This window comes from Polyangium jinanense (assembly GCF_028435365.1).
In genome coordinates, this window is the sequence record NZ_JAGTJJ010000034.1 from 83,169 (window position 1) to 103,919 (window position 20,751).

The window sequence follows — 20,751 nt, forward strand, 5'->3', positions numbered from 1 at the left end:
CGGCGGGGCATTGTCCGGCGCGGGGCAGGATGCGCGAACCGCTTTGAATGTGCCTTAGATCGCAAAGTTGCCAGGAGCCCCCCGGGATGCGGAGACGATCTTCTGTTACCCTCCCGCGCGTCCGGCCTTGTTCTGGTCATGGGAAGATCTTCGAAGCCGACCGACTACCCGCCCGAGCTGGTCGCCGAGATCCTTGACCTCCGTCCCGAGGTCACGCGCCTCGCAGGCGATGGTCAGGCATACACACGGGATCCCGTGGACGACAGGGTGCAGCGCGTGTTCGTGAACGCGCTGCGCAACCTCTGGAGGTACACGCCGCATCCTGACGGCGCCAAGCCGTGGCTCACCGTCATCACACGCAACGTCGTCCGCGAAGCGCACCGGGCCACGCGGCGCTACGAAGCGGTGTTCGAGCCGGACGATGGACACGCCGAGACGGCGGAGGCCCCGGAGCCTTCGCCGGAACGGACTGCGGAGTTGCGAGAGGCCATCGAGCTGGTGACGGAAGTCTTGCAAGACATGCCGCGCTCGCAGGTCGAGGTGCTCTACCTTGTAGGCGTCGAGGAGCGGTCCCACGAGGAGGCCGGGCGGGTGCTCGGGATCTCCGAGGACGCCGCGAAGATGGCGCTGTCCCGCGCACGGAAGTACCTGCGCTTGCGGCTGGGCAACGACCCCTTCGTCATCGTTCCGCCCGTGCCGCTCGCAGCGCTCGAACGCCGGGCGCTCCTCCAAAGGCTGTTCGATTACGTGTATCCATTCGGGCACGCGTGGGCTGCGCTCATGGCCGTGGTGTTCTACCCGTTCATGTCGCGCGAACCGGCGCCCAGGCCAGCCGAACTGCACGCCGTGGCCACAGGCCCGGCGCGCGTTATCGCTGCATCGGCCCCGGATATCGTTCGGGTCGCGGCCCCGAGCTCGTCGCCTGGGGACAGCGCCCCGGCCGCTCACGTCGAGCCTCCGCTGCCGCACGTCACGCCAGCACCACACAGCCGCCATGTGCAGCCGACGGCGCCGCGAGGATCCACCGCGACGAACCCCGAGCCCTTCGTCCTCCCCCGTAGAAAGGGCTTGGATTTCCGCCCGCGGTAGTGAGGTTCGTTCCGTACACCCCTCTCGCCTTCGACCGGGCGCCGCGGTATCGTGCGCCGCGCATGCGATCCCTAGGTGTCGCGCTCGTCGTCCTTCTCGGCCTAACGACTCCCGCGCTCGCCGACGAACCTCGCGACGCGTCACCCGTACCGCCGGATGCGCTTGAAGACGCGGCGAAGAAGGCGCGCTTCACCTCGTACGTGATCGACGGGGATCGTGCGCGCGCCGCGGGACGAGCGACGGCGGCCGCGAGGGCGTACGCCGCCGCGCTCGACGTGCGCCACGATCCGCTGATCGCCGGCCGCCTCGGCGTCATCCTCGTGCAGCTCGGGAAGCCCGTAGATGCCGCGGATCTGCTGCTCGACGCGATCCAACGTGCGACGAACGCGACGGCAGAGGAACGTCAGGGCTTCTTGAAGGCGTACGACGCGGCACGCGCGGAGATGACCTGGGTTGACGTCACGATCTCGCACGCGGGGACAAAGTTGACGCTCGACGGGGAGCCGAGGAATCGCGAGGGGTTCTCGGCCTTGTCCATGTTCGTCGCGCCCGGCGAGCACGAACTGCGGGCGCGTCTCGATGGCTACGAGGACGCCGTGGAGACGTTCACGGCGCGGAAGGGGCAGGAGATGCGCGTCACGCTGACGTTGCGCGCGTTACCCGAACCCCTCCCGCCTCCGTTGAAGCTGCGGCGCGAGAGCCCGCGGAGGCCCGACTTGTCGTCGTCGCTCGACGAGCCGCCGGAGGATGAGCCGCCGCCGCGGGAGCCAATCGTCGGGGGCGTGGTGGGCGAGCAGAAAAAGGTGGGTCTGTGCGGCTCCGTGAGCGGTGGACCGATCGTCGTGTTCGGCGTCGCGTCATGGATGCCTGCGGTGGGCGCGATGATCGCCGGAAGTTTGAGGCCAAACGACTACTACGTGTCCCTCGGGCTCGAGGCCCGCGCCGCGTGGCTCACGTCGGGCATCGAGGGCGGCCACATCAACGCGATGACGGCGGGTGGGATCGCGAGCGTGTGCGGCCACTACAAGTGGTTCTTCGGCTGTGCGCTCGGGCATCTCGGGGTGATCAACGTCGAGTTCACATCGCAGGCTACAAGCCCGCAAGTTATACGTTTGTCAAACCCGGCTTCGGTGGACGGGCCGGTGTGAAGGTTCGAGTTACCGAGTCCTTCGCGCTCCACGCGGCGGCCGATGTCCTCGGCCTGTCGAGCGGCGTGAAGGTGGCTGTCGGTCCAAGGGTTCTCTCCGACCAACCGCCAGTGATGCTCGGCGTGCAGATTGGCGGAGGATGGGAGTTTTGAATATGCGCGCGGCCCTTCTTTTTTCGCTCGTTTTCAGCTTCGGGATCGCTGCTGCCTCATGCACGGCGGCCCCGTCTTTCGCGCCGGGTGAATGCGATCCCGAGTCGTACTTTCCCGATCCATGGTGCGTTGACGCCGGCACGGACGCGGGAGACGCCGGGACGGATGCAGAGGCGGGTCCCGACGACGCGGGGCAATCCGCATGCACGGGGCGCTGCGTTCCCGTGCCGAGCGGGAACGCGGGCTACTGGACGGAGATGGCGATCTCGTTGTTCGTAGCGGCGCCCGGCGCCCTTCCGACCGAGTGCCCCGCGGGCACTTCGAGCGAGAAGTTCCGCCTCTTCGCGGATCTCGACGCGCCGGCCGCAGAGTGCGAGCCGTGCGAGTGCGGGGCGTCGAAGGGCGCGTGTACTGGGTTGCCCGAGAAGATGGAGATCCGCGCCGGTGCGTGCGGAGAAAGTGGAGTCGTCTCCCTCCCTTTTGATGAACCGGCCGGTTGGGATGGCTCGTGTACGAGCAACAACGCCCTTCCGGCCGGTGTGCAGTGCGGGGGCGAGCCGTGCGCCCAATCGGTATGGGTGTCCCCGCTCCCAGGGCCGACGAGCGAGTCCTGCTCCCCCACGAGCGAGACGTCCAGTTTCACGAAGAAAACGGCGTGGAAGCTCGCCGGGCTGGCATGCATGGCCAACACGAATGACGATGCGTGCTATTCGGACGGGGGGACCGAGTATTGTGTGAGCGATCCCGGACCGGGGTGGCTCCAGTGCATCGTTCGTGAAGGCGTGGACGTTCCCTGTCCAGACAATTACCTTTACGCGCGTTATGAGATGTTTCCGGAGGACGGGCTCGTCGACAGTCGCGGGTGCGCCAAGTGCGAATGCGGCCAGCCCTCGGGAGGTGAATGCACGGCGTCGATACGGCTGTACGACGACGCCGCATGCTCCTCGCAATCCGAGCAGAGCGGTCTCCAGTCCCCCTACGACCAGTGCGTCAACATACTTCCCGTAGGCCACGCCATCGCCGGCAAGGCGATCACAGACCTCGCCTACGTGCCCGGGAGCTGCGAGGCGAGCGGCGGGATGCCTACGGGCAGCGCGGTGCGTGACGTGACGAGGGCGGTCACGTTCTGTTGCCTGCATCCGTTCTACCTGATCAAGTAGAGGCCGAACCGGGCCCGAGCCCTCCGCCGAAAAATCGGCACCGCCCGCGTTACCCCGCTTCGAGCGCAAGCATTGTTTGTGTCTGAGGGGCGAACCGTTCGTCCTTCCCAGTGGGTCCGCGTGTAGGCCGCCCCTTCCCCGTGGGCTGTCCGGAGCATCGCGGCCCCACTGGGGAGGGCGAAAGGGCTCGACGCCTCCGTTGGTCGCTCGCCGCTCGAAGCCGAGGCGCTGTCATTCAGCGCAAGGCGTATGCATGGCTCCATTGGCTCATTTCCGGTTACCCGGGGTGGCGCGTGGCAGCGCCTCGTCTTCGAGCGGCGAGGACTGACGAAAGCCGAACAAGGAAACGACTCGCAGGAGGGGGCGATGGGTAGTGGTTCTCTGGGCGAGCATCCTCCTATCGCCCCCTCCTGGGGGTCGTCTCCTATCGCTTGGAGGCCCATGGATACCGCGCGTGACATCGACGACGACGCAGAAACAACGGTCATGGACCGTCCAGCGCTTCCACCGCGGAGCGGGGTGCGCGCGAGCACGGTGCATCCCGAGCCGGTGCGGGACACGTTCGTGGATCCGCCCTCCGCGTGGAGCCGCGCCCGTGCCTTCGCGGGCGCCTTGCCGCACGATTGGCGCGAGCGCATCCGCAGAGCGCGTCTTTCGGACCGCCTACCGCCGCTCCCGCCGCCGCGGTCCACGAGGGCAACGCGGGTCTCCGCCGGGGCCGTTGGTCACGACGAGCGCGGGGAGCTGCTCCTGCTCGAAATCATGCGCGCGGACCCGGCCTACCAGCGCGCCGCCGTCTACGTCGCCAACTACGCGACGGCGCTTCGCAAGCACGGGAACGAGGCGTACGCCGAAGGGCTGGTCCATTACGCGCTTTCGCGGATGCGGCCGGATGCCGAGGGATTCGTCTCTTTCGCGCGGTTGCGCGATATCTTGTGCGAGATGTCCGTTTCCGGAACGCTCGTGCCCGCGCTGCTGCGCCTGGAGAAGTCCGGCGTTGTCACCATCACGAGAACCGAGGAAACGCCGTCGCTGCCCCATCGCGTGCAGCTCCGGATCCCCCTTTAAGGAGTGCGACAGCATGACAACCAAAGTTCCGCCGACGATGGAGACCGAGCTTGTACTTGCGAGCGATGGCGCGATCTACGTTCGATTCGAGGAGGAGCCGCCCCCAGGCCGTCGGGTGTTCACCGGCTACGCGCTGACCGCCGAAGAACGTGGGCAGCACGGCACGCAGGGCTTGCTCCGCTGGGCCTGCCTCCAACGCCTCGCGCTCGGGAGTGATGGGTACGTGTATGTCGAAGAGGGGACGATCGATCCCGAAGGGCGCAAGGAGTTCAGGGGTTACGCCCTGACCCCCGAGGAAGCCGAACGCGTCGCCCGGGAGGTCCACCGAACGGCGTTCAACGTCACCATTGCGGCGCGGATGAAGTGATGGTGAGCCCCGAGGAGGCTGGCGCCATTGCCGTGGTCTGCATCGCTGGCGTCGGCCCCCCGGATGTGACGTAGCCAAGGCAAGGCTACGTCGCGGGCTCGTGTGTCGTGCGCCCTTCGAGTTCCTTCCGGAGCTTCCGGCGCTCGCCCTTCGGCAGCTTCCGGGCGAGATCCGCGATACGATCCAGCTCGTCGTCTGCCGGGAAGGTGATGACGCAAAACGGGGACACGCCGAGCGCGGCCGCGATGCGTTCGACGGTCTCGATGGTGATCGCCGCGAGGCCCTGTTCGATGCTCGACAGGTGGCCTTTCGACATCGCGCCAGCGTCGGCAAGATCCTGCAAGGACATGCCGCGCTCCTTTCGTAGTTCGCGGATACGAGCGCCAACTTTCAGGCAGAGTGGCTTGGCTTCGGTTCGTCTCGGCACGGTTCCTCCCTACTCGCGCATGAGAGTATCCGAGATCCCTACCACAGCTCCTCACCAAGACAAACCCCGGGGACAAACGCTTGTGCGAGGCCCCCTCGGGCACGAGGGGGCAAGCCGGAACCTGCCGCCCGGGGTTCCGCGGGAGCTATGTCGGGGGCTCGTGCGGCTCGTGCGCCGTGCGCGCTTGGAGTTCCTTCCGAAGCTTCCGGCGCTCGCCCTTCGGCAGCTTACGGGCGAGATCCGCGATCAGCCCCACGAACGAGCCGCGCGCGCCATTTCGTTCCGCGAGCGGACGCTATGCGCTCGGCACGACGTTGAGCTCCGCGCGCAGCGCGTCGAGCGGCTTGGCGAAGTGCTCCCACGGGCGGAAGTCGCTCCACATGTCGCGCTTCACGAGGCAGCCGCGCGCGAACGCGCGCATCATCCGCGCGGGATCGGCGTGCATCGACTCCGCGGCCGCGACCGGCGCGACCTGCACGCCGAGGTGGTACTGCGCGAGCCCGAAGAGCAGACCGTAGAGCGGCTCGCCGCCGTGACAGCCCGCTTGGAACGACGCGACCTCGATCTCCTGCTCCGGGCTCGTGCCGAAGCCGCCGAGCACGTGGAGACAGTCGTGGACCACGATGATCTCGGGGCCCGCGCCGGGCTCGCCGGGGAACGAGAAGCCGTTCGACTCGATGAACTCGAAGTACCCGCGTCCCAGCGTGCCCTCGGGGCTCGACGCGAGCGCGCGATACCGCGCGGCGAGCGCGGGATCGGCGATGCCCATCATCGGCATGAGCTGCGCGACCATCGCCATCACCCCTTCTTCGCGCACCGTCTGACGGACCTTGTGCCCGGCGAGCGCGCGTCGCGCGATGTCGATGCGCGCGAGGAAGAGCTGGTGCTTCGCGAGCCGACGCGCGGTGCGCACCGGCGCGGGATCGAGCTCGAGCGCGGCGGCGAAGTGATCGAGCACCACGACCTCGTCGTCGGTCACGCTGCCGTCGACACACGCCGCGATCACCACGCCGGTGAGGATGCGCCCGCGGAATTCGCCCGGCGCGACGGCACGGGCGAGCTCGTCGGGGGCGATCGCCTGGAGCGTGGCGAGGTCGACGTGGCTGTGGAGCAAGTGCTCCTGCACGCCGCGGGGGAACGAGCGCTCGAGCGAGCTGAGCTCACCGTCCGCGGTGCAGACCGTGTAGAGCGCGCGCAGACCGGCGTGCGCGACGTGCTCGGGGACCGGAGAGAGCTGCATCGTCGTGACCTTGTGGGGCACCTAGGACAAATAAACCAGGATTTCCGCCTCCTCGGGGGGCGTAGCACGCATCTCGCGCGGCGGTCAACCGTGTCCTTCTACACCGCGCGGAGCGCCACGAGGCACCCGTCGGATCGGACGAGCGAGCCGCGGGAGGCCGCAGGGGCGTCCGTCAGGGCGGACGGGCGGGTCGCGGGAGGCCGCAGGGGCCCGACGCCGGCACAGCTCGCCTCAGCGCACCGCGGGCGGATGGTGAACGCTGCGCGGGAAGGGCGTCGGCGCCATGTGGAAAGGCGCGCGTCGCGAGCGGCTCCGCTACCGTCCAGCAGCTACACCATCACCAGGGACACGACCGAAATCATGACTAAAAGTAAATTGCTACGAATGGACAATGTCGGCATCGTGGTGGAATCTCTCGATGATGCCATCTCTTTTTTCACCGAGCTTGGCCTGACGCTTGAGGGGCGAGCCATGGTTGAAGGAGAATGGGCCGGACGCGTCACTGGACTGGGTAATCAGCGCGTCGAGATCGCCATGATGGTCACTCCCGACGGCCACAGCCGCCTCGAGCTCTCGCGTTTTCTCACCCCGTCTGTAGTCGCCGATCACCGGAACGCCCCGGTGAACGCCCTCGGCTACCTGCGTGCTATGTTCACAGTGAGCGACATCGACGAAACACTCACCAGACTCCGCAAGCACGGTGCGCAGCTCGTCGGCGAAGTGGTTCAGTACGAGGACTCGTATCGGCTCTGCTACATCCGCGGCCCCGAAGGACTTCTCATCGGACTGGCAGAACCACTCGGTAGTAATCGGTAACGGTTAAGGGAGAACCCCGCCCGCGTCAGTGGGTGGGGTTTGTGCGCGCACGGGAAGGGAGGGGCAAGCACATACTTGGATTCGAGGCCTCGGGCATTTGATCGTGTCCCATCCCGTGGTGTAGCTTCGGCGGCGTGAATGTCGAAGCCCATCACCACGGAAGCACGCTCACCGTCGCGCGGTCGATCGCCCTCCACCGCCGTGTGGAGAGGCTGTGCCGGTATCTGCCCGGCCGCCGATTGCACAGGAACGGCTCGCCGAGATCGCTGGCGGGAAGCTGCGCTATGAGTTGAAGAAGGCGTGGCGCGATGGGACACGATTCGTCGTTTTCGAACCGCACGAGCTTCTGGCGAGAGTATGCGCGATGATACCGCCGCCACGATTTCACATGATCCGATTTCATGGAGTGCTCGCCCCGAATGCGGGCCGCGCCTTTGGGTTTGTCCACGGATCCGGTGGAGGATCAGGCGCGCGCTCCGCGCCGCGCGCGCTCCTTGCCGGTGAAGAGCTCGACGAGGTAGTCGATGAAGACGCGCACCTTCGGCGGGACGAGGCCGCCTTGCGGGTAGAGCGCGTAGATCGGCACCGGATCGAGCGACTGCTCGATCAAGATCGGCTCGAGCGCGCCGTTCGCGATCTCCCGCCGGACGTACGGGTCGAACAAGTAGACGATACCGAGGCCCGCGAGCGCCGCGTCGACGAGCACGCGGCCGCTGCTCGCGTGGATTCGCCCGGTCACGCCGACCGTCAGCGGGCCGCGCGAGCTGCGAAAGCGCCACTCGATCGGTCGCCCCGACACGACGTAGCTGAGGCAGCTGTGGCGGTGCAGATCGGCGGGCGTCTCCGGCCTGCCGTGACGCTCGAGGTACTCGGGCGACGCCGCGGCGACGATACGGCAGTTGCCGAGACGCCTCGCGACGAGTCCCGACTCCGGCACGTCGGCCATGCGCAAGACGACGTCGATGCCCTCGGCGAGCGGATCGATGAAATGGTCGCGCAGGGTCAGCTCAAGCGAGACCTCGGGGTACTTCGCGAGGAACGACGGTAACCGCGGGCCGAGGATCATCTCACCCAGCACCGTGGGCGCGTCCGCCCGCAGCCGACCTCGGGGCGTCTTCCGCGCCGTCGCCATCGCGCGCTCCGCGTCCTCGACGTCGGCGAGGATCTTCACGCAGCGCTGGTAGAACGCGGCGCCGCTCTCGGTGAGCGTCACGTTGCGCGTGGTTCGATGCAGCAGCCGCACGCCGAGCCTCGCTTCGAGGCGCGACACCACCCGGCTCACGCCCGACGGCGTCAGTCCGAGCTGCTTCGCGGCGAGCGTGAAGCTGCACGCTTCGACCACCTTCACGAACGGCGCGATGTCCGAGAGCGACTGCATGCCCTCAACTTCGGTCAGTATTGACGTTGAGTCAACGATCTTATGAGCCGTATCGGCCTACTCATGCGGCCATTTTCACGTACTCATTGAGCGAGCGAGATCGCCGCAGAGCGGAGCTCGAGCGAACGTCCGCGGCCCAGATATGCCGTAGCGGCAACAGTTCGTTCGCGGTCCCTCGCGATCGCGGCCTCGCCCCGCCCAGGCTTGGGCTTCAGACGACGGAGATGCCATGAGCAAGACGGTCCTCATCGTGGTCGCGCACCCGGATCCAGCGTCGCTGAACGGCGCGCTCAAAGAAATCGCGATCTCCGAGCTACGCGAGCTCGGCCATCGCGTGCTGCTGTCGGATCTGTACGGGATGGGCTGGAAGGCGCCGTTCGACGGGGGCGACTTCCTCGACCGGAGAGACCCGACGCGGCTCTCGCTCGTGACGGAGTCCGGACACGCGTACGCGAGCGGGACGCAGACGCCCGACGTCATGGCAGAGCAGGAGAAGCTCGCGGCGGCCGACGCGGTCATCTTCCAGTTTCCGCTGTGGTGGTTCAGCATGCCCGCGATCTTGAAGGGCTGGGTCGATCGCGTCTTCGCCTACGGCCTCGCGTACGGCTACAAGAACGCCGGCAATCAATACCGCTATGGGGACGGCGGCTTCGCCGGCAAACGCGCGCTCCTGTCGACGACCGTCGGCGGACCGGCGATCGACTACTCGCCGCGAGGCATCAACGGGCCGCTCGAAGACCTGCTGTTCCACATCACGCACGGCACGCTCTTCTTCGCGGGGATGACCGTCCTGCCGACGCACGCGATCTACGCCGTCGATCGGCTCGAGCGCGAGGCGGCCGACGACGCGTTCATGCGCTGGCGAGGCCGCCTGCGGGGCCTCTTCACCGACGCACCGATCCCCTTCCGCCATCAGAACGCAGGCGACTACCCAGATCGCCACGTGCTCGACGAGAGCGTCGCGCCCGGCGTCCGCGGGTTCGCCGCGCACGTGGATACGCGTGTCCACACTGAGGGCCAGCCGCGTGGCTCGGAGACGTGACACCCATGAAGAGCCAAGCGAGGGCCCCGGACTCGAACGTGCCTGCGTGGACCGTTCGGGCTCGTCGACTGGCAGCGCGTGAATCGCGGAGCGGATCATCGTGACGGTGTCCTGCGTGGCCACCAGCGAACGTCGAAGCTGAACCGCTCGACCGCTTCTCGGTCCGAGAGCCCCCGGGGGACCCGGGATTCAGGAGTGCCTTCTTTGGCTGTTGGTTCTCGGCCCGATCTCCCGGGCGAGCCGGGCTAGTATCGCGGATCCGAACCGGGCGCGGTCTCCGAGTAGGAGTTTGCCCCGGAACGTGACGTTCTGTCCAGAAAAACCGACACGCGTGGGGCCCCCTCGTGCGGGGGCCCCCTCACCATGGGCTACATGTGGCGCTTGGCAGCGCGCAGCAACTTGTCGACGGCGTGGTGGGCAGCCTGTGCCGCGGCCGTGGCATCGGTCTCTGGGATCAGCCGAAAGAGCCTTGCCGCGGCATCGTGAGCGACGGTTGCAGCTTCTAGGTCCCCCGCCGCCGCTGCTGCGATCTCGCCCTGGACGAGCACCGCCAACAGCGCCGTCCGTGGGTCGGCTCCCGGGATGCCCCAAAGGGCGGCCACGGGGCCGGAAGTGGCACCAGCACGCGCCAACGGGGTGGATCTGTCGTCAGCCGGACGCGGATTAGGCGGGTTGCGCCGGGTCAGGGACCATGTAACTGTTCTCGGGGGGTGAATCGGCCGGGCTTTGCCCGGACGAGAGGGGGACGCGAGGCGTCTCCCTCGGGACGAAAGAAAGCTAGAACATCGAGCGGTTGTCAAACCGATCGATGTTCTAGAGGCGCTTGAGCTGCTTGAACTGGACGGCGCGGCGGCGCGACATGTCCACGTTCAAGCCGCTTTCGAGCTGCAGCACCAGGCCGCCCGCGGGCGACGGTTCCACGCTCCGCACGTAGCGCAGATTGACGATGTGGCGGCGGCTCACCCGCATGAAGTGCTGCGGGTCGAGCCGCTCTTCGAGCTGGTTCAGGGAGCGCAGCAGTAGCGGGCGGTTGTGGTCGAAGTAGACGCGCGTGTAATTGCCCTCGGATTCGAACAGGACGATCTGCTCCACGTCCACGAACCAGCAGCGTTCCCCGTCCTGAATGAAGACCTTGCCGTCCGTGGCCTTCTGCGGCGTGGGTGCGGCGTCGCGGCTGTATTTTTTCAGGGCCTGGGCCAGGCGTGGCGGTTCGATGGGCTTGAGCAGGTAGTCAAGCGCATTCGCGTCAAAAGCCTTGAGCGCGAACTGGTCGTAAGCCGTCGTGAAGATGACGGCGGGCGCGCGCTCCAAGGCCGCCAGCAGCTCGAAGCCGCTCCCGTCGGGCATGCGGATATCGAGGAACACGAGGTCCGGCGCCATGTGACGGATAGCGTGCAGTCCATCGGCCACATGGGCCGCTTCGGCCACGACTTCCACTTCCGGGTGGGCGTCGAGCAGACGCCGCAGCTCGCTCCGCGCGAGGCGCTCGTCGTCGATGATGGCGACTCTCATGCGGCTCCCTGTGGCAGTGTCACGGTGGCGCGCACCCAGCCGCCTTCCTCCGCGAGGACGCAGCTCGCCTGCGGGCCGCATTGCAGGGCCAGCCGCTGGATGGCGTTCGACAGGCCAAGCCGCGTGGACGTGCTGGACGCGGCGAGCCGGCCCTGGTTGCATATCTCGACGTGCACCAATCCATCGGCGCCGAGGCGCGCCGATATCCTGACTTCGCAGGGCGCGACCGTGCGCTCGACGCCGTGCTTGATCGCGTTCTCGACGAGGGTCTGCACCACCATCGGCGGCACCGGCGTCGCCGCCAGCGCCGGATCGATGTCGATATGCGCCCGCAGGCGTTCGTCGAAGCGCAGCTTCTCGATGCCGAGATAGGCGCTAACGGCCGCCATTTCCGCGCCGAGGGGGATGGTGCCGGTCTGATCCGTTTGCAGGCGCTGGCGCATCATGCCCGCGAGCTGGCTGACGGCATGGGCGGCGGCCGGCGCGTCTTCGTAGATCAGGGCGCGGATGCTGTTCAGGCTATTGAAGAAAAAATGGGGATTGACCTGGAACTGCAGGGCGCGCAGCTCGGCATCCTTCACGCTCACCTCCAGCTTGAGCTTTTCCAGCTCGGCGCGCTGGGCGCGGCGGCGCGCGAGGGCGACCGCATAGCACAGGGTCCAGACGGCGAAAATGGCGAACCACAGGACGAACAGCATGGCGTAATCGACAGGACCTGTCGACGGATCGCGCAGCAGAGCGCCATCGCGGAAGGCCAGGTCGGCGGCGAGCAGGCAGCCCGTCTGCAAGACGGCCAGCACCAGCAAGCCGGCGATGATGCGGCCGAAGGGAATGCCGGTGGCGCGGTCCACCCACGCGCGCCGCTTGAGCTGGAGCCGCCAGACATGGGACAGGCCGAGGCCCGTCACCATGCAGAAGCTCTTGGCGAGCGCGAAGCGCAGCATCTGCTGCGTATCGCCGCTGGACGAGGATAGCACGCCGACGCAGGCCAGCGCGCCCCAGCCGGCCAGCTGACAAAGCCAATAATCACGCTGTGTTGTCTGCTCCTGCATGGTGGTCCCGAAGTGAAGATGATCGAACGAGGCGCATGGTAGCAGTAGAATTGAGGGAATGTCGCCTCCGCCTTTCTCCATAGCCTCGCTTACGCACCTCTTGCCCATCCTCCTGTCGCTCGCCGTGACTCTCAAGGGGTGGGCATGGTTTCCGGAGTGATCCGTGGAGCGGCGGCCCGTTGCGGGGCACGGGCGTCGGGCGAGGTCCTCCGCTCGCCGCCGCCGTGGCCTCGCCCTTGGAACACCGCCAGCAGGGGCTTTCCCCTCGGAGGACTGGCGGCGCTGGATGATGCCAGCGCTGGGGGCGCGAAAGCAATCCTCCTGCCAGCACCTGGCGGCCTCGCGAGCGCCCACCCGGACCTCTCCTGGCGCCGTCGACATGTCGAAGCGCGGGGCGTCGACGTGTCGACGGGCGCGAGCGAGGCACGCGTTCCATCGACGCCCCGGCGGGCATCGAATAAAATCGTAATCGCTTAGCCAGGAGGACGGAGGAAACGTTCCGCGGTGCGACATCGCGAAGCTCGGAGCGGGAAACGGTCCCGGCGGCGTCGTAGAGCAACAACCAGCTCACTTCTACCCCAAATTACGCAGCCTTGGCAGACCTGGACACGTCCTTCGCGTTGCCTACCCTTCAGACCTGGACAAAGTCCTTCGCGTTGCCTACCCTCCTGCGAAACGGCCGCCCTAGGCGGAGAGGGTGAGATGAGAGCTCGACTCGGAAGCCTTTTGGCGATTTCTGGGGCGGTCCTGGCGATGGGGGCGCTCGCAGCATGCGGTGACGACACGGGCGGCACGACCACGAACAATGCGAGCTCGAGCGGCTCGGCGGGCGCGGGCGGCTCCGGCGGCGCGGGTGGCTCAGGGGGCGCGGGTGGCTCAGGGGGCGCGGGCGGCTCGGGCGGGATGCAGGTGACCCCGGATGGATCGACGGCGGTCGTCGCGCTGCTCGAGACGACGGATCTGCACACGAACATTCTGAGCTACGACTATTTCAAGCTGGTGGAGGACAAGGCGATCGGCCTCGAGCGCACCTCGACCCTCGTCAATCAGGCACGCGCCGAGTTCCCGAACAACCTGCTCGTCGACAACGGCGATACCATCCAGGGCACCGTGCTCGCCGATTACCAGGCGCTCGTCACGCCGCTACCTTGCGATCAAACGCTGGCCATGTACAAGGCCATGAACCAGCTGAAGTTCGACGTGGCAGGCATCGGCAACCACGAATTCAACTACGGCCTCGCCTTCCTGTCGCAGGTGACCCATACCCCGTTCGACGTCCCGGACCTCGATCTGAGCGGCTCTTCGGCCTGCGCAGGCCCGCTGTTCCCGCAGGTGAACTCCAACGTCTTCAGCATGAAGACGAACGAGACCATCTTCCAGCCGTCGGTCCTCGTCACGAAGACCATCACGGCGACGGGGCCCGACGGCACGGCCGTCGAGAGCACGCTCCGCATAGGCTTCCTCGACTTCACGCCCCCGCAGATCTTGAACTGGGACAAGAGGTGGCTCGATGGCAAGGTGTTCACGAAGGGCGTCGAGGAGGTCGCCGCGCCGCTCATCGCCGATCTTCGCAAGAACGGGGCCGATCTCGTCGTCGCCATCATCCACGGAGGCCTCGACAACACGCCGTACGTGCCGTCCCTCGAGAACCAGGCGTGGCACCTCGCTCACGTGCCCGGCATCGACGCGATGCTCATGGGGCATTCCCACCAGATCTTCCCCAACGCAAAGAGCACGACGCCGCAGTTCGACCTGCCCGAGGTCGACAAGGCCCTCGGCACCGTCGCGGGGGTACCCGCGGTCATGGCGAATTTCTGGGGCCAGCACCTCGGCGTCATCAAGCTCGGCCTGACCTACGATGGCACGAGCTGGACCGTGGACAAGACGAAGACCCTCGTCGAGGCCCGCCCCATCGCGACCACGTGCGAGAACGGGCTCCCCGCCGCGTGCGATGCGATGGAGCAATGGCTCACGGGGGCGCCCTGCGCGTTCGCGACGATGTGCAACATGCAGCCGGACAAGACGAAGGTCTACGTCCCGGCCGACCCGGCCATCGCGTCGCTGCTCGATGCCGAGCACCAGGCGACCATCGCTTACGTCAAGACGCCGATCGGCACGACCGATTTCGAGATGACGACGGTGTTCGCTGACGTGGGCGACGTCGGCGCGATCCAGATCGTCAACGAGGCCCAGGCAGATTACGTCGCGTCCTACATCCAGGAAAACCTGCCCCAGTACGCGGGGCTCCCCGTCCTGTCGATGAGCGCCCCGTTCAAGACCGGTTTCCAGGGCGGGACCGATTATACGGACGTGATGGCCGGCAGCCTCGCCATCAACAACGCAGCCGACCTCTACCTCTACGCGAACACGCTCCAGGCGGTGAAGGTGACCGGCGCGGAGATCCTCGACTGGCTCGAGCGGGCGGCGACGCGCTTCCTCCAGATCGATCCGGCCCAGACGATGCCGCAACCGCTCATCAACCTGGCGATGGCCGGCTACAACTTCGACATGTTCACGGACACGCGTATCTCGTACGAGATCGACGTGACGCAGCCGCTGCCGCCCATGGGCATGAAGGCGAGCGGGCGCATCAAGAACCTGATGTTCGAGGGGGCGCCCATGGATATGGGCCAGGAGTTCATCGTCGCGACGAACAACTACCGCGCGAGCGGCGGCGGCAACTTCCCCGGGCTCGACGGGTCGAAGACGATCTTCGCCGCGCCCGACACGAATCGCGAGGTGCTCATCGCGTACATCAAGAAGATCCAGAACATCACGCGCGCAGAGCACGGCTCCGCGCGGAGCTTCCAGTTCACCAAGGTCACGACCATGGGCCCCGTCACCTTCACCTCGGCGCAGAACGCGCTCCCGAAGGCGCAGGCCGCCGGGCTCACGAACATCTCGCTCATGCAGCAGGACGACGGAAGCGGCAAGTCGTTGTCGATTTACGCCATCGACCTGAGCCAGTAAGCTCTCATTGGGTGTGCGACGTGTCACGCTGATCGGCGGTGCGGCCCTGTCCCTCACCGCCGCCCTTCTCCTCGTTTCATGGCTTGGCCGAAGTGCTCGCCGAGAGCCCGATCGCCCTGCCCTCGCCGGTTTGCCCGCGCCGCCGTCACGATCCTCGACCAAGCCCCGCGACGGCCTTGCCATGCGAAACCTCGGTTTCCGTCTGCTCGGCCTCTCCGACCCGGAGCAGGTGAAGGCCGGGATGCATACGCTGACGAGAGCCGCGGAGCAGGGAGATATCGAGGCGGAGATCGCGCTCGGGAGGATCTACCTCGCGGGTATACCCGCGGTCCCCAAGGACGTGAAGCGCGCGCGTGGTCATTTCCTTCGCGCCGAACCCTCGCGCCACCCGAGCGCCGCCTACTTCCTCGGCGTCATGAGCCAGAATGGGCAAGGGGTCAGGGCCGACCCTCGGGAGGCCGCGCGCTGGTTCGAGATCGCTGCGGAGAGAGGGTCGCCGGACGCGACGTTCCTGCTCGCCAATGCGTACCGCGCGGGCGCAGGCGTGCCGAAGGACGACAAGAAGGCCCTCGCGCTGTACGAGAAGGCCGGCGAGCTGGAACATGCGCCCGCGCTGCAAACGCTGGCCATGGCGTATCTCCATGGTGAGCTCGGGCTCGAGCCCGACGATGCCGAATACCGGAGGTACATGATGGAAGCCGAGCACGCCCTCCAGCACCGACCCGTCCCGCCTTGAGCGCGGGGTGCTTCCCCACCGCTTCGTGGGCGGCTCGCGCGGCTGCCGTCCTCTCGTCATCCGATGCACCCGTCGCTCCCGAGCGCGAGGGTCTGGACGAGTGCCCAGAGGAGCAAGCCCCCGACGCCAAACCTCCTGACTTCGTCGGCGCGCAATGCATAGCCCACGAACACCGCACGGCCCGGGGGCGGGGCGCTCTCGAAGGTAAAATAAAGCTTTCCATCGCTGGCGAGCGCGAACGCCGTGGCCAACTCCGCAGATTCGGCTGTCTCGGACTCGGGTATCCTTTTCTTGGACGTGCTGTTCCTGGACATGATGGTGTCTCCTACGTTTCAAAGGGGGACCCGGAGCCGGAGCTGCACGCGCTCGGGTCGAGCATCGTCTATGGTGAGCGAGACGATGCCCGCTCTTTCCAGCCGAAGCAGGGCGGGCACGAGCGCGCCCGAAAACGACAAGTTCGGGAGTCTGTCCCGCAACCGTGCGAGCGAGACGAAGCCGTCGCTGTCCACCCGCATCCGAGACAGTGCGAAGTGGACGAGGCCCTCGTCGTGTGCATCCTCCCCGAGTTTCCGAAGCTCGCACGCGTAATACGCGCCGTGGATCGCGGCTTTCTGAAAGGCAGGCTCCGCGCGCATGAGATCGAGGAGGAGCTGCTCGCCGCGTTCATCGCGCGCGACAGCGCCCGCGGCAACCAAGGTGGACCTCTCCGAGCGAGACAGGGGAAGCGGAGGGAGCCGATCCGAGAGCCGGCGCCGGCGCAAGCGCTCTCGTAGACGGTAGACGAGGGCATGGGCCAGAGCCCCGAGGCACCTCCAACGCGACGGTGGATCAAAGACCGTATCTCGGGGCGGCGGCTCTGAATGCACGACGCTCGGGCGAATGCCGCTTGGTGGCGGCGGAAGCAGCGCTTGGCGGACCATCACGGCTGTAGCGGCGTCGTCGTCGGTATCCTGTCGGGCGCTCATCTTTCTTCTCCCATTTTTGCGGCGTCGCCGACCCGAGGCGACGGCGAATCGATGGCGCGCGCGCGTTTAAAAAGGGGCGCCTCGAACTCGCAGCCGCCTGAGATCGGCGACAAACGACCCCTAGGAGAGGGCGAAGGGCTGCGCTCGCCCAGAGAAGCATGCCCATCGCCCCCTTCTGCGGGTCGCTTGTGTCTTGTGAAGGAGCGAGATGCTCGCCCCTTCAGGAGACAAACAATGCGCGAGCGGGCACGAGGTAACGCGACCGCTGTCGTTTTGTGGGAGAGTGTCGTACCCGAGAGGCGGGTATCAGTTGATGAGGTAAAACGGGTAGAGGCAGCAGAAGGTGACGGCCTTGGTCATGTCCCTCTTGGCCTCGCCCTTCGGCGCTCCGCCGGTCGCGGCGCACGTGCCGGGCACGTATTCGAGGTTGGTGATCGCCTTGCCGGCGAGTGCGTGGCCCGGGGGACCTATGTTTTGACACTGGTCATGGGGAGACAGCATGCCGAATTGCTCCGATTGAGAGGAGCAGACCGGCCCCTCATAGAGGTGAATCGATGCGGTGCATGCACTCCCCTCGGGCGGCCCGCATGCGCACTCCTCGCAGTCGCGTTCATCAATGACGGCATCCTCGGGGAACATCTCGTACCGGGCCCAGTTGTAGTTGTCCGGGCAGGGGGCGTCGGCCCCTTCGCGAACGACACATTGGAGCCAGCCAGGGCCGGGATCGCTCACGCAATACTGCGTCCCTGCGTCGGCGCAGGCGTCGTCCACCGTGTTATTCATGCACGCGAGGCCCGCGGTCTTCCACTCCCTCGTCGTGGTGAACGCAGGTGTCTCGCTCTTAGGGCTGCACCCCTCCTCGTTTGTCGGCCCGGGGAGCGGTGAAACCCACACGGACTGGGCACACGGCTCCCCGCCGCACTGCGCACCGGCCGGAAGGGCGTTTTCGCTCGTGCAGGAGCCATCCCAACCGGCCGGAGCATCAAAAGGGAGGCTGGCGGCCCCGCTTTCCCCGCACGCCCCCGCGCGGATCTGCATCTTCTCCGGCAGTGCTTTGCACGCGCCGGTCGAGGGGCCGCACTCGCAAGGCTCGCACGCGGCGGCAGGGGCGTCGAGGTCTGCGAGGAGGCGCCACTTCTCCGCGGAGGCACCCTCTGGACACTCCGGAGGTGCTGCCATCGCGTTTGACGGGTATACGAGGAGAGAGACCGCGACCTCCGACCAGTACCCGGCGTTTCCGCTGGGAACCGGGACGCACCGGCCGGGGCACGCGGATTGACCCGCGTCGGGTTCGGTGGGACCGGCTTCTGCATCGCCAGCATCCGCGCCCCCGTCCGGGATGCACTCAGGGGCGGGAAAAACCGCGTCTGGATCGCACTCCCCAGGAAAGAAGGATGGCGGCGCCGTGCAAGAGGCAGCGATCACGCCGAGGCCCAAAGCGACCGAGCAGATAAAAAGCTTTTGCATCTTCAAAATTCCCAACCTCCACCAAGCTGCACACCGATCATGACCGGGGGCTGATCGGAGACGACCGTCGATCCAACGGCCACCTGAACGCCGCTCGACAGACCGAGAACGTCAGCTTCCGCGCGGAGCGCAAATGACTCCGTGACTCGAACGTGCGCGCCGACGCGCGCGCCCGCGCCGGGCTTGATTGCCGAAAAATTGGCCGGTTTGAAGCTCTGTACTGCGAAGTCGACAGTGATTACGCCCAAATGCCCGAGGGCGCAGCCGAAGATCCACTTGTAGTGCCCGCACACACTCGCGATGCCGCCCGCTGTCATCGCACTGATTGGGCGGTCCGCCACGCCCGTGGTCAGCCATGCCGCACGAGCCTCCAATCCGAGCGACACATAATCGTTGGGCTGCACTCCTCCCGCAAGTGTCGCCCCCACGGCCGGCATCCACGACGCCACGCCAAACACCACCACCGGACCCGCCCCCACGAATCCGCGCAACCCCTTCTTCTCGCCCGCGTGGGCTTCCTTGGGTTGGTCGTCGTACGCGAACGGGTCCTCCTGCTTCGTGAAACCCGGTCCGGAGACCACAGCGGACAAAGTCGCGGTCGGGTCCTTCTCCGGCACATAGACCGCCGGCTCCTCCTCCACCTTGCGCGCCGTCAGGGGAACGGAAACCTTCATGTCCTTCCCCTTCACGGCCGTGAACTTCACGACCGCCTCTTCGAAGCCGTCGAGGGTCGCCCGGATCTCGTGCTCTCCTCCCGCCACGAACGTCCAGAAGGCCGAACGCCCCGCATCGTTCCGATCGATGCCGTCCACCGTCACACGCGCGCCCGCGTGAGAGACGAATATCTCGACCCACGAGCCATGAGCGCGCGCCACCTCGTGCGCCTCGAAGAAACGCCTGCGCTCTGCACGCTCCGCGGGCGTCGTAGCCGGGGCCTGATGGAGCGCGTAGAGCAGCAGCTCGGCGGCATCCTCGGGCCTGCCGCCCTCGACCAGCACGAGCCCGAGACGCCCCGAGACGAGCGGATCGGACCGCACGTTGAGCGCCTGGCGGTACGCCTTGGCAGCTTCCCGCAGCCGCCCCGCGGCGCGCTCGCGGTCCGCGAGCTGCGCGAACGCCTGGAACCGTAGCTCCACGTCCGCCTCGGGGCTCTCGTCGGTGGCGCTGGGGAGACTGCTCTGCGCCCGCGCCGCGGGCGACGCGAGAAGCAAGATCGAACAGCACACGATCGCGCGCATGGGGCTCGATTATTAGCACACTCGGAGGCTCGGATCCTAGTGGGACGTGTCCGCGGACGAACCCTTCGGGTCCGCGGACAAACCGCTCGTGGGGCGGCCTTGCTTGTCGCTGTCGACCAGGGGACGACGTGGCGTGTGCGGCGTGTGCGTCTGCTTCTTCGGCGTGGGTGGCTCCATGACGGGCACGGGTGAACCAGCGTGCTCGAACGACGACGCTGGCTCCGCGGCGTCCGCCGCCGCGTGCGCGACGTCCGTGGCGGACGCTGCCACGGCGCGCGCCGCACCCGCGGCCACGTCGTCAGGCCCACGCGGCGAGAGCGCGAGCGACGCGAACATTATGGCCATGAACAAGGCCCACAGATGGCCGAGTCGCTGAAACCAGTCGAAGAGCACGAGCAGGGGAGGCGGGACGGAGAAGAGTTCGTCGCCGAGACGCTCCCGCAACGTGTCGCGCGCGCGAGAGAGCGCCATCTTCGCCGCGTCCTCGGAGATTCCCAGCTTCGCCCCGGCCTCGTCGTGCGAATGCCCTTGGACGCACACCATCCACAAGACCGCGGCTTGGGAGGGGGGCAGGTCTCCGACAGCATCCATCACCTTGTGAAGGGCCTGCTTCAACTGCGCCGCGCGCTCGGGCGAGGGCTCCGATGTCGCGAACTTGGCCACGCGCCCAGCGTCGGATTCGAACACCTGCTGGTGCCGGCGAGTGATCCGGCGCGCTGTCCCCATCACGTTCCGCGCGATCGCCACGACCCACGGCTTCATGCCGTCAGGGTGCGGGGCGTAGTTGGGGAGGTCGCCGAGCGCATTGGCGATCACCTGCTGTTCCTTGTCGTCCGCGGAGTCGCGCGTGCGCGCCTTGTCGCTCCGGACGATGCGCCGGACATCGAGCCGCAAGCCGAGGAGCTCGGCGCGTCGGCGGCGTAA

At 67.1% G+C, this 20,751-nt stretch carries 19 protein-coding genes and 1 pseudogene; 10 read left to right on the forward strand and 10 right to left on the reverse strand.

Annotation, left to right across the window (positions count from 1 at the left end; genetic code table 11):
* The first annotated feature begins 138 nt into the window (after positions 1-138).
* From KEG57_RS36585 to KEG57_RS36605, 5 genes are all read left to right on the forward strand, one after another.
* Complete coding sequence (locus KEG57_RS36585; RefSeq protein WP_272424373.1) at positions 139-1,089, forward strand: RNA polymerase sigma factor; 951 nt, start codon at positions 139-141, stop codon at positions 1,087-1,089.
* Between the two features lie 62 nt (positions 1,090-1,151).
* Positions 1,152-2,237 (forward strand): PEGA domain-containing protein, encoded by a 1,086-nt coding sequence (locus KEG57_RS36590; protein ID WP_272424375.1) that lies wholly within the window; start codon positions 1,152-1,154, stop codon positions 2,235-2,237.
* An 832-nt stretch (positions 2,238-3,069) separates the two neighbouring features.
* Positions 3,070-3,549, forward strand: coding sequence for a hypothetical protein (locus tag KEG57_RS36595; protein WP_272459355.1), 480 nt, complete (start codon positions 3,070-3,072; stop codon positions 3,547-3,549).
* A 441-nt stretch (positions 3,550-3,990) separates the two neighbouring features.
* Positions 3,991-4,617 carry a hypothetical protein gene (locus KEG57_RS36600; RefSeq protein ID WP_272424378.1) on the forward strand — a complete coding sequence of 209 codons (627 nt, stop codon included), beginning with the start codon at positions 3,991-3,993 and terminating at the stop codon, positions 4,615-4,617.
* Between the two features lie 13 nt (positions 4,618-4,630).
* Positions 4,631-4,984 carry a hypothetical protein gene (locus KEG57_RS36605; protein ID WP_272424380.1) on the forward strand — a complete coding sequence of 118 codons (354 nt, stop codon included), beginning with the start codon at positions 4,631-4,633 and terminating at the stop codon, positions 4,982-4,984.
* Positions 4,985-5,069: 85 nt separating this feature from the next.
* Here the strand turns inward: KEG57_RS36605 and KEG57_RS36610 are convergent, their stop codons facing one another.
* A complete protein-coding gene (locus KEG57_RS36610; RefSeq protein ID WP_272424381.1) occupies positions 5,070-5,411 on the reverse strand; it encodes a helix-turn-helix domain-containing protein in 342 nt (113 codons plus the stop codon).
* Between the two features lie 295 nt (positions 5,412-5,706).
* Complete coding sequence (locus KEG57_RS36615) at positions 5,707-6,651, reverse strand: hypothetical protein (protein WP_272424382.1); 945 nt, start codon at positions 6,649-6,651, stop codon at positions 5,707-5,709.
* Positions 6,652-7,035: 384 nt separating this feature from the next.
* Here KEG57_RS36615 and KEG57_RS36620 point away from each other — a divergent pair, with 384 nt between their 5' ends.
* Positions 7,036-7,467, forward strand: a complete 432-nt coding sequence (locus tag KEG57_RS36620) for a VOC family protein (protein WP_272424384.1) — start codon at positions 7,036-7,038, stop codon at positions 7,465-7,467.
* Between the two features lie 214 nt (positions 7,468-7,681).
* Positions 7,682-7,873 (forward strand): annotated as a pseudogene (locus KEG57_RS56230) (transposase); the annotation flags it as partial.
* A gap of 57 nt (positions 7,874-7,930) precedes the next feature.
* Here the strand turns inward: KEG57_RS56230 and KEG57_RS36625 are convergent.
* A complete protein-coding gene (locus KEG57_RS36625; protein WP_272424385.1) occupies positions 7,931-8,845 on the reverse strand; it encodes a LysR family transcriptional regulator in 915 nt (304 codons plus the stop codon).
* Positions 8,846-9,074: 229 nt separating this feature from the next.
* Here KEG57_RS36625 and KEG57_RS36630 point away from each other — a divergent pair, with 229 nt between their 5' ends.
* The gene (locus KEG57_RS36630; protein ID WP_272424387.1) at positions 9,075-9,887 is read left to right on the forward strand and encodes an NAD(P)H-dependent oxidoreductase; all 813 of its coding nucleotides are present in this window, start codon (positions 9,075-9,077) and stop codon (positions 9,885-9,887) included.
* An 813-nt stretch (positions 9,888-10,700) separates the two neighbouring features.
* Here the strand turns inward: KEG57_RS36630 and KEG57_RS36635 are convergent.
* Both KEG57_RS36635 and KEG57_RS36640 read right to left on the reverse strand, forming a co-directional pair.
* Positions 10,701-11,399, reverse strand: coding sequence for a LytR/AlgR family response regulator transcription factor (locus tag KEG57_RS36635; protein WP_272424388.1), 699 nt, complete (start codon positions 11,397-11,399; stop codon positions 10,701-10,703).
* Positions 11,396-12,451, reverse strand: coding sequence for a sensor histidine kinase (locus KEG57_RS36640; RefSeq protein WP_272424389.1), 1,056 nt, complete (start codon positions 12,449-12,451; stop codon positions 11,396-11,398). The genes KEG57_RS36635 and KEG57_RS36640 overlap by 4 nt, the downstream gene beginning before the upstream one ends.
* A 702-nt stretch (positions 12,452-13,153) precedes the next feature.
* Between KEG57_RS36640 and KEG57_RS36645 the strand changes: the two genes are divergently transcribed.
* Together KEG57_RS36645 and KEG57_RS36650 are read left to right on the forward strand one after the other, a co-directional pair.
* Positions 13,154-15,421 (forward strand): 5'-nucleotidase C-terminal domain-containing protein, encoded by a 2,268-nt coding sequence (locus KEG57_RS36645; protein WP_272459356.1) that lies wholly within the window; start codon positions 13,154-13,156, stop codon positions 15,419-15,421.
* Between the two features lie 181 nt (positions 15,422-15,602).
* Complete coding sequence (locus KEG57_RS36650) at positions 15,603-16,157, forward strand: tetratricopeptide repeat protein (protein WP_272424392.1); 555 nt, start codon at positions 15,603-15,605, stop codon at positions 16,155-16,157.
* A 56-nt stretch (positions 16,158-16,213) separates the two neighbouring features.
* On the opposite strand, the gene KEG57_RS36655 is transcribed toward KEG57_RS36650, so the two are convergent.
* The 5 genes from KEG57_RS36655 to KEG57_RS36675 form a co-directional block, all read right to left on the reverse strand.
* Entirely contained in the window at positions 16,214-16,471 is a 258-nt protein-coding gene (locus KEG57_RS36655; RefSeq protein WP_272424394.1) for a hypothetical protein, read from the reverse strand.
* Positions 16,472-16,489: 18 nt separating this feature from the next.
* Positions 16,490-16,852, reverse strand: coding sequence for a hypothetical protein (locus KEG57_RS36660; protein ID WP_272459357.1), 363 nt, complete (start codon positions 16,850-16,852; stop codon positions 16,490-16,492).
* 576 nt (positions 16,853-17,428) lie between these two features.
* Positions 17,429-17,905: a hypothetical protein gene (locus KEG57_RS36665; RefSeq protein ID WP_272459358.1), complete on the reverse strand. Its 477-nt coding sequence runs from the start codon at positions 17,903-17,905 to the stop codon at positions 17,429-17,431.
* 686 nt (positions 17,906-18,591) lie between these two features.
* The gene (locus KEG57_RS36670) at positions 18,592-19,800 is read right to left on the reverse strand and encodes a hypothetical protein (protein ID WP_272459359.1); all 1,209 of its coding nucleotides are present in this window, start codon (positions 19,798-19,800) and stop codon (positions 18,592-18,594) included.
* Between the two features lie 63 nt (positions 19,801-19,863).
* On the reverse strand, positions 19,864-20,721 hold the full coding sequence (locus tag KEG57_RS36675; protein WP_272428492.1) for an RNA polymerase sigma factor: 858 nt from the start codon (positions 20,719-20,721) through the stop codon (positions 19,864-19,866).
* Positions 20,722-20,751 lie beyond the last annotated feature (30 nt).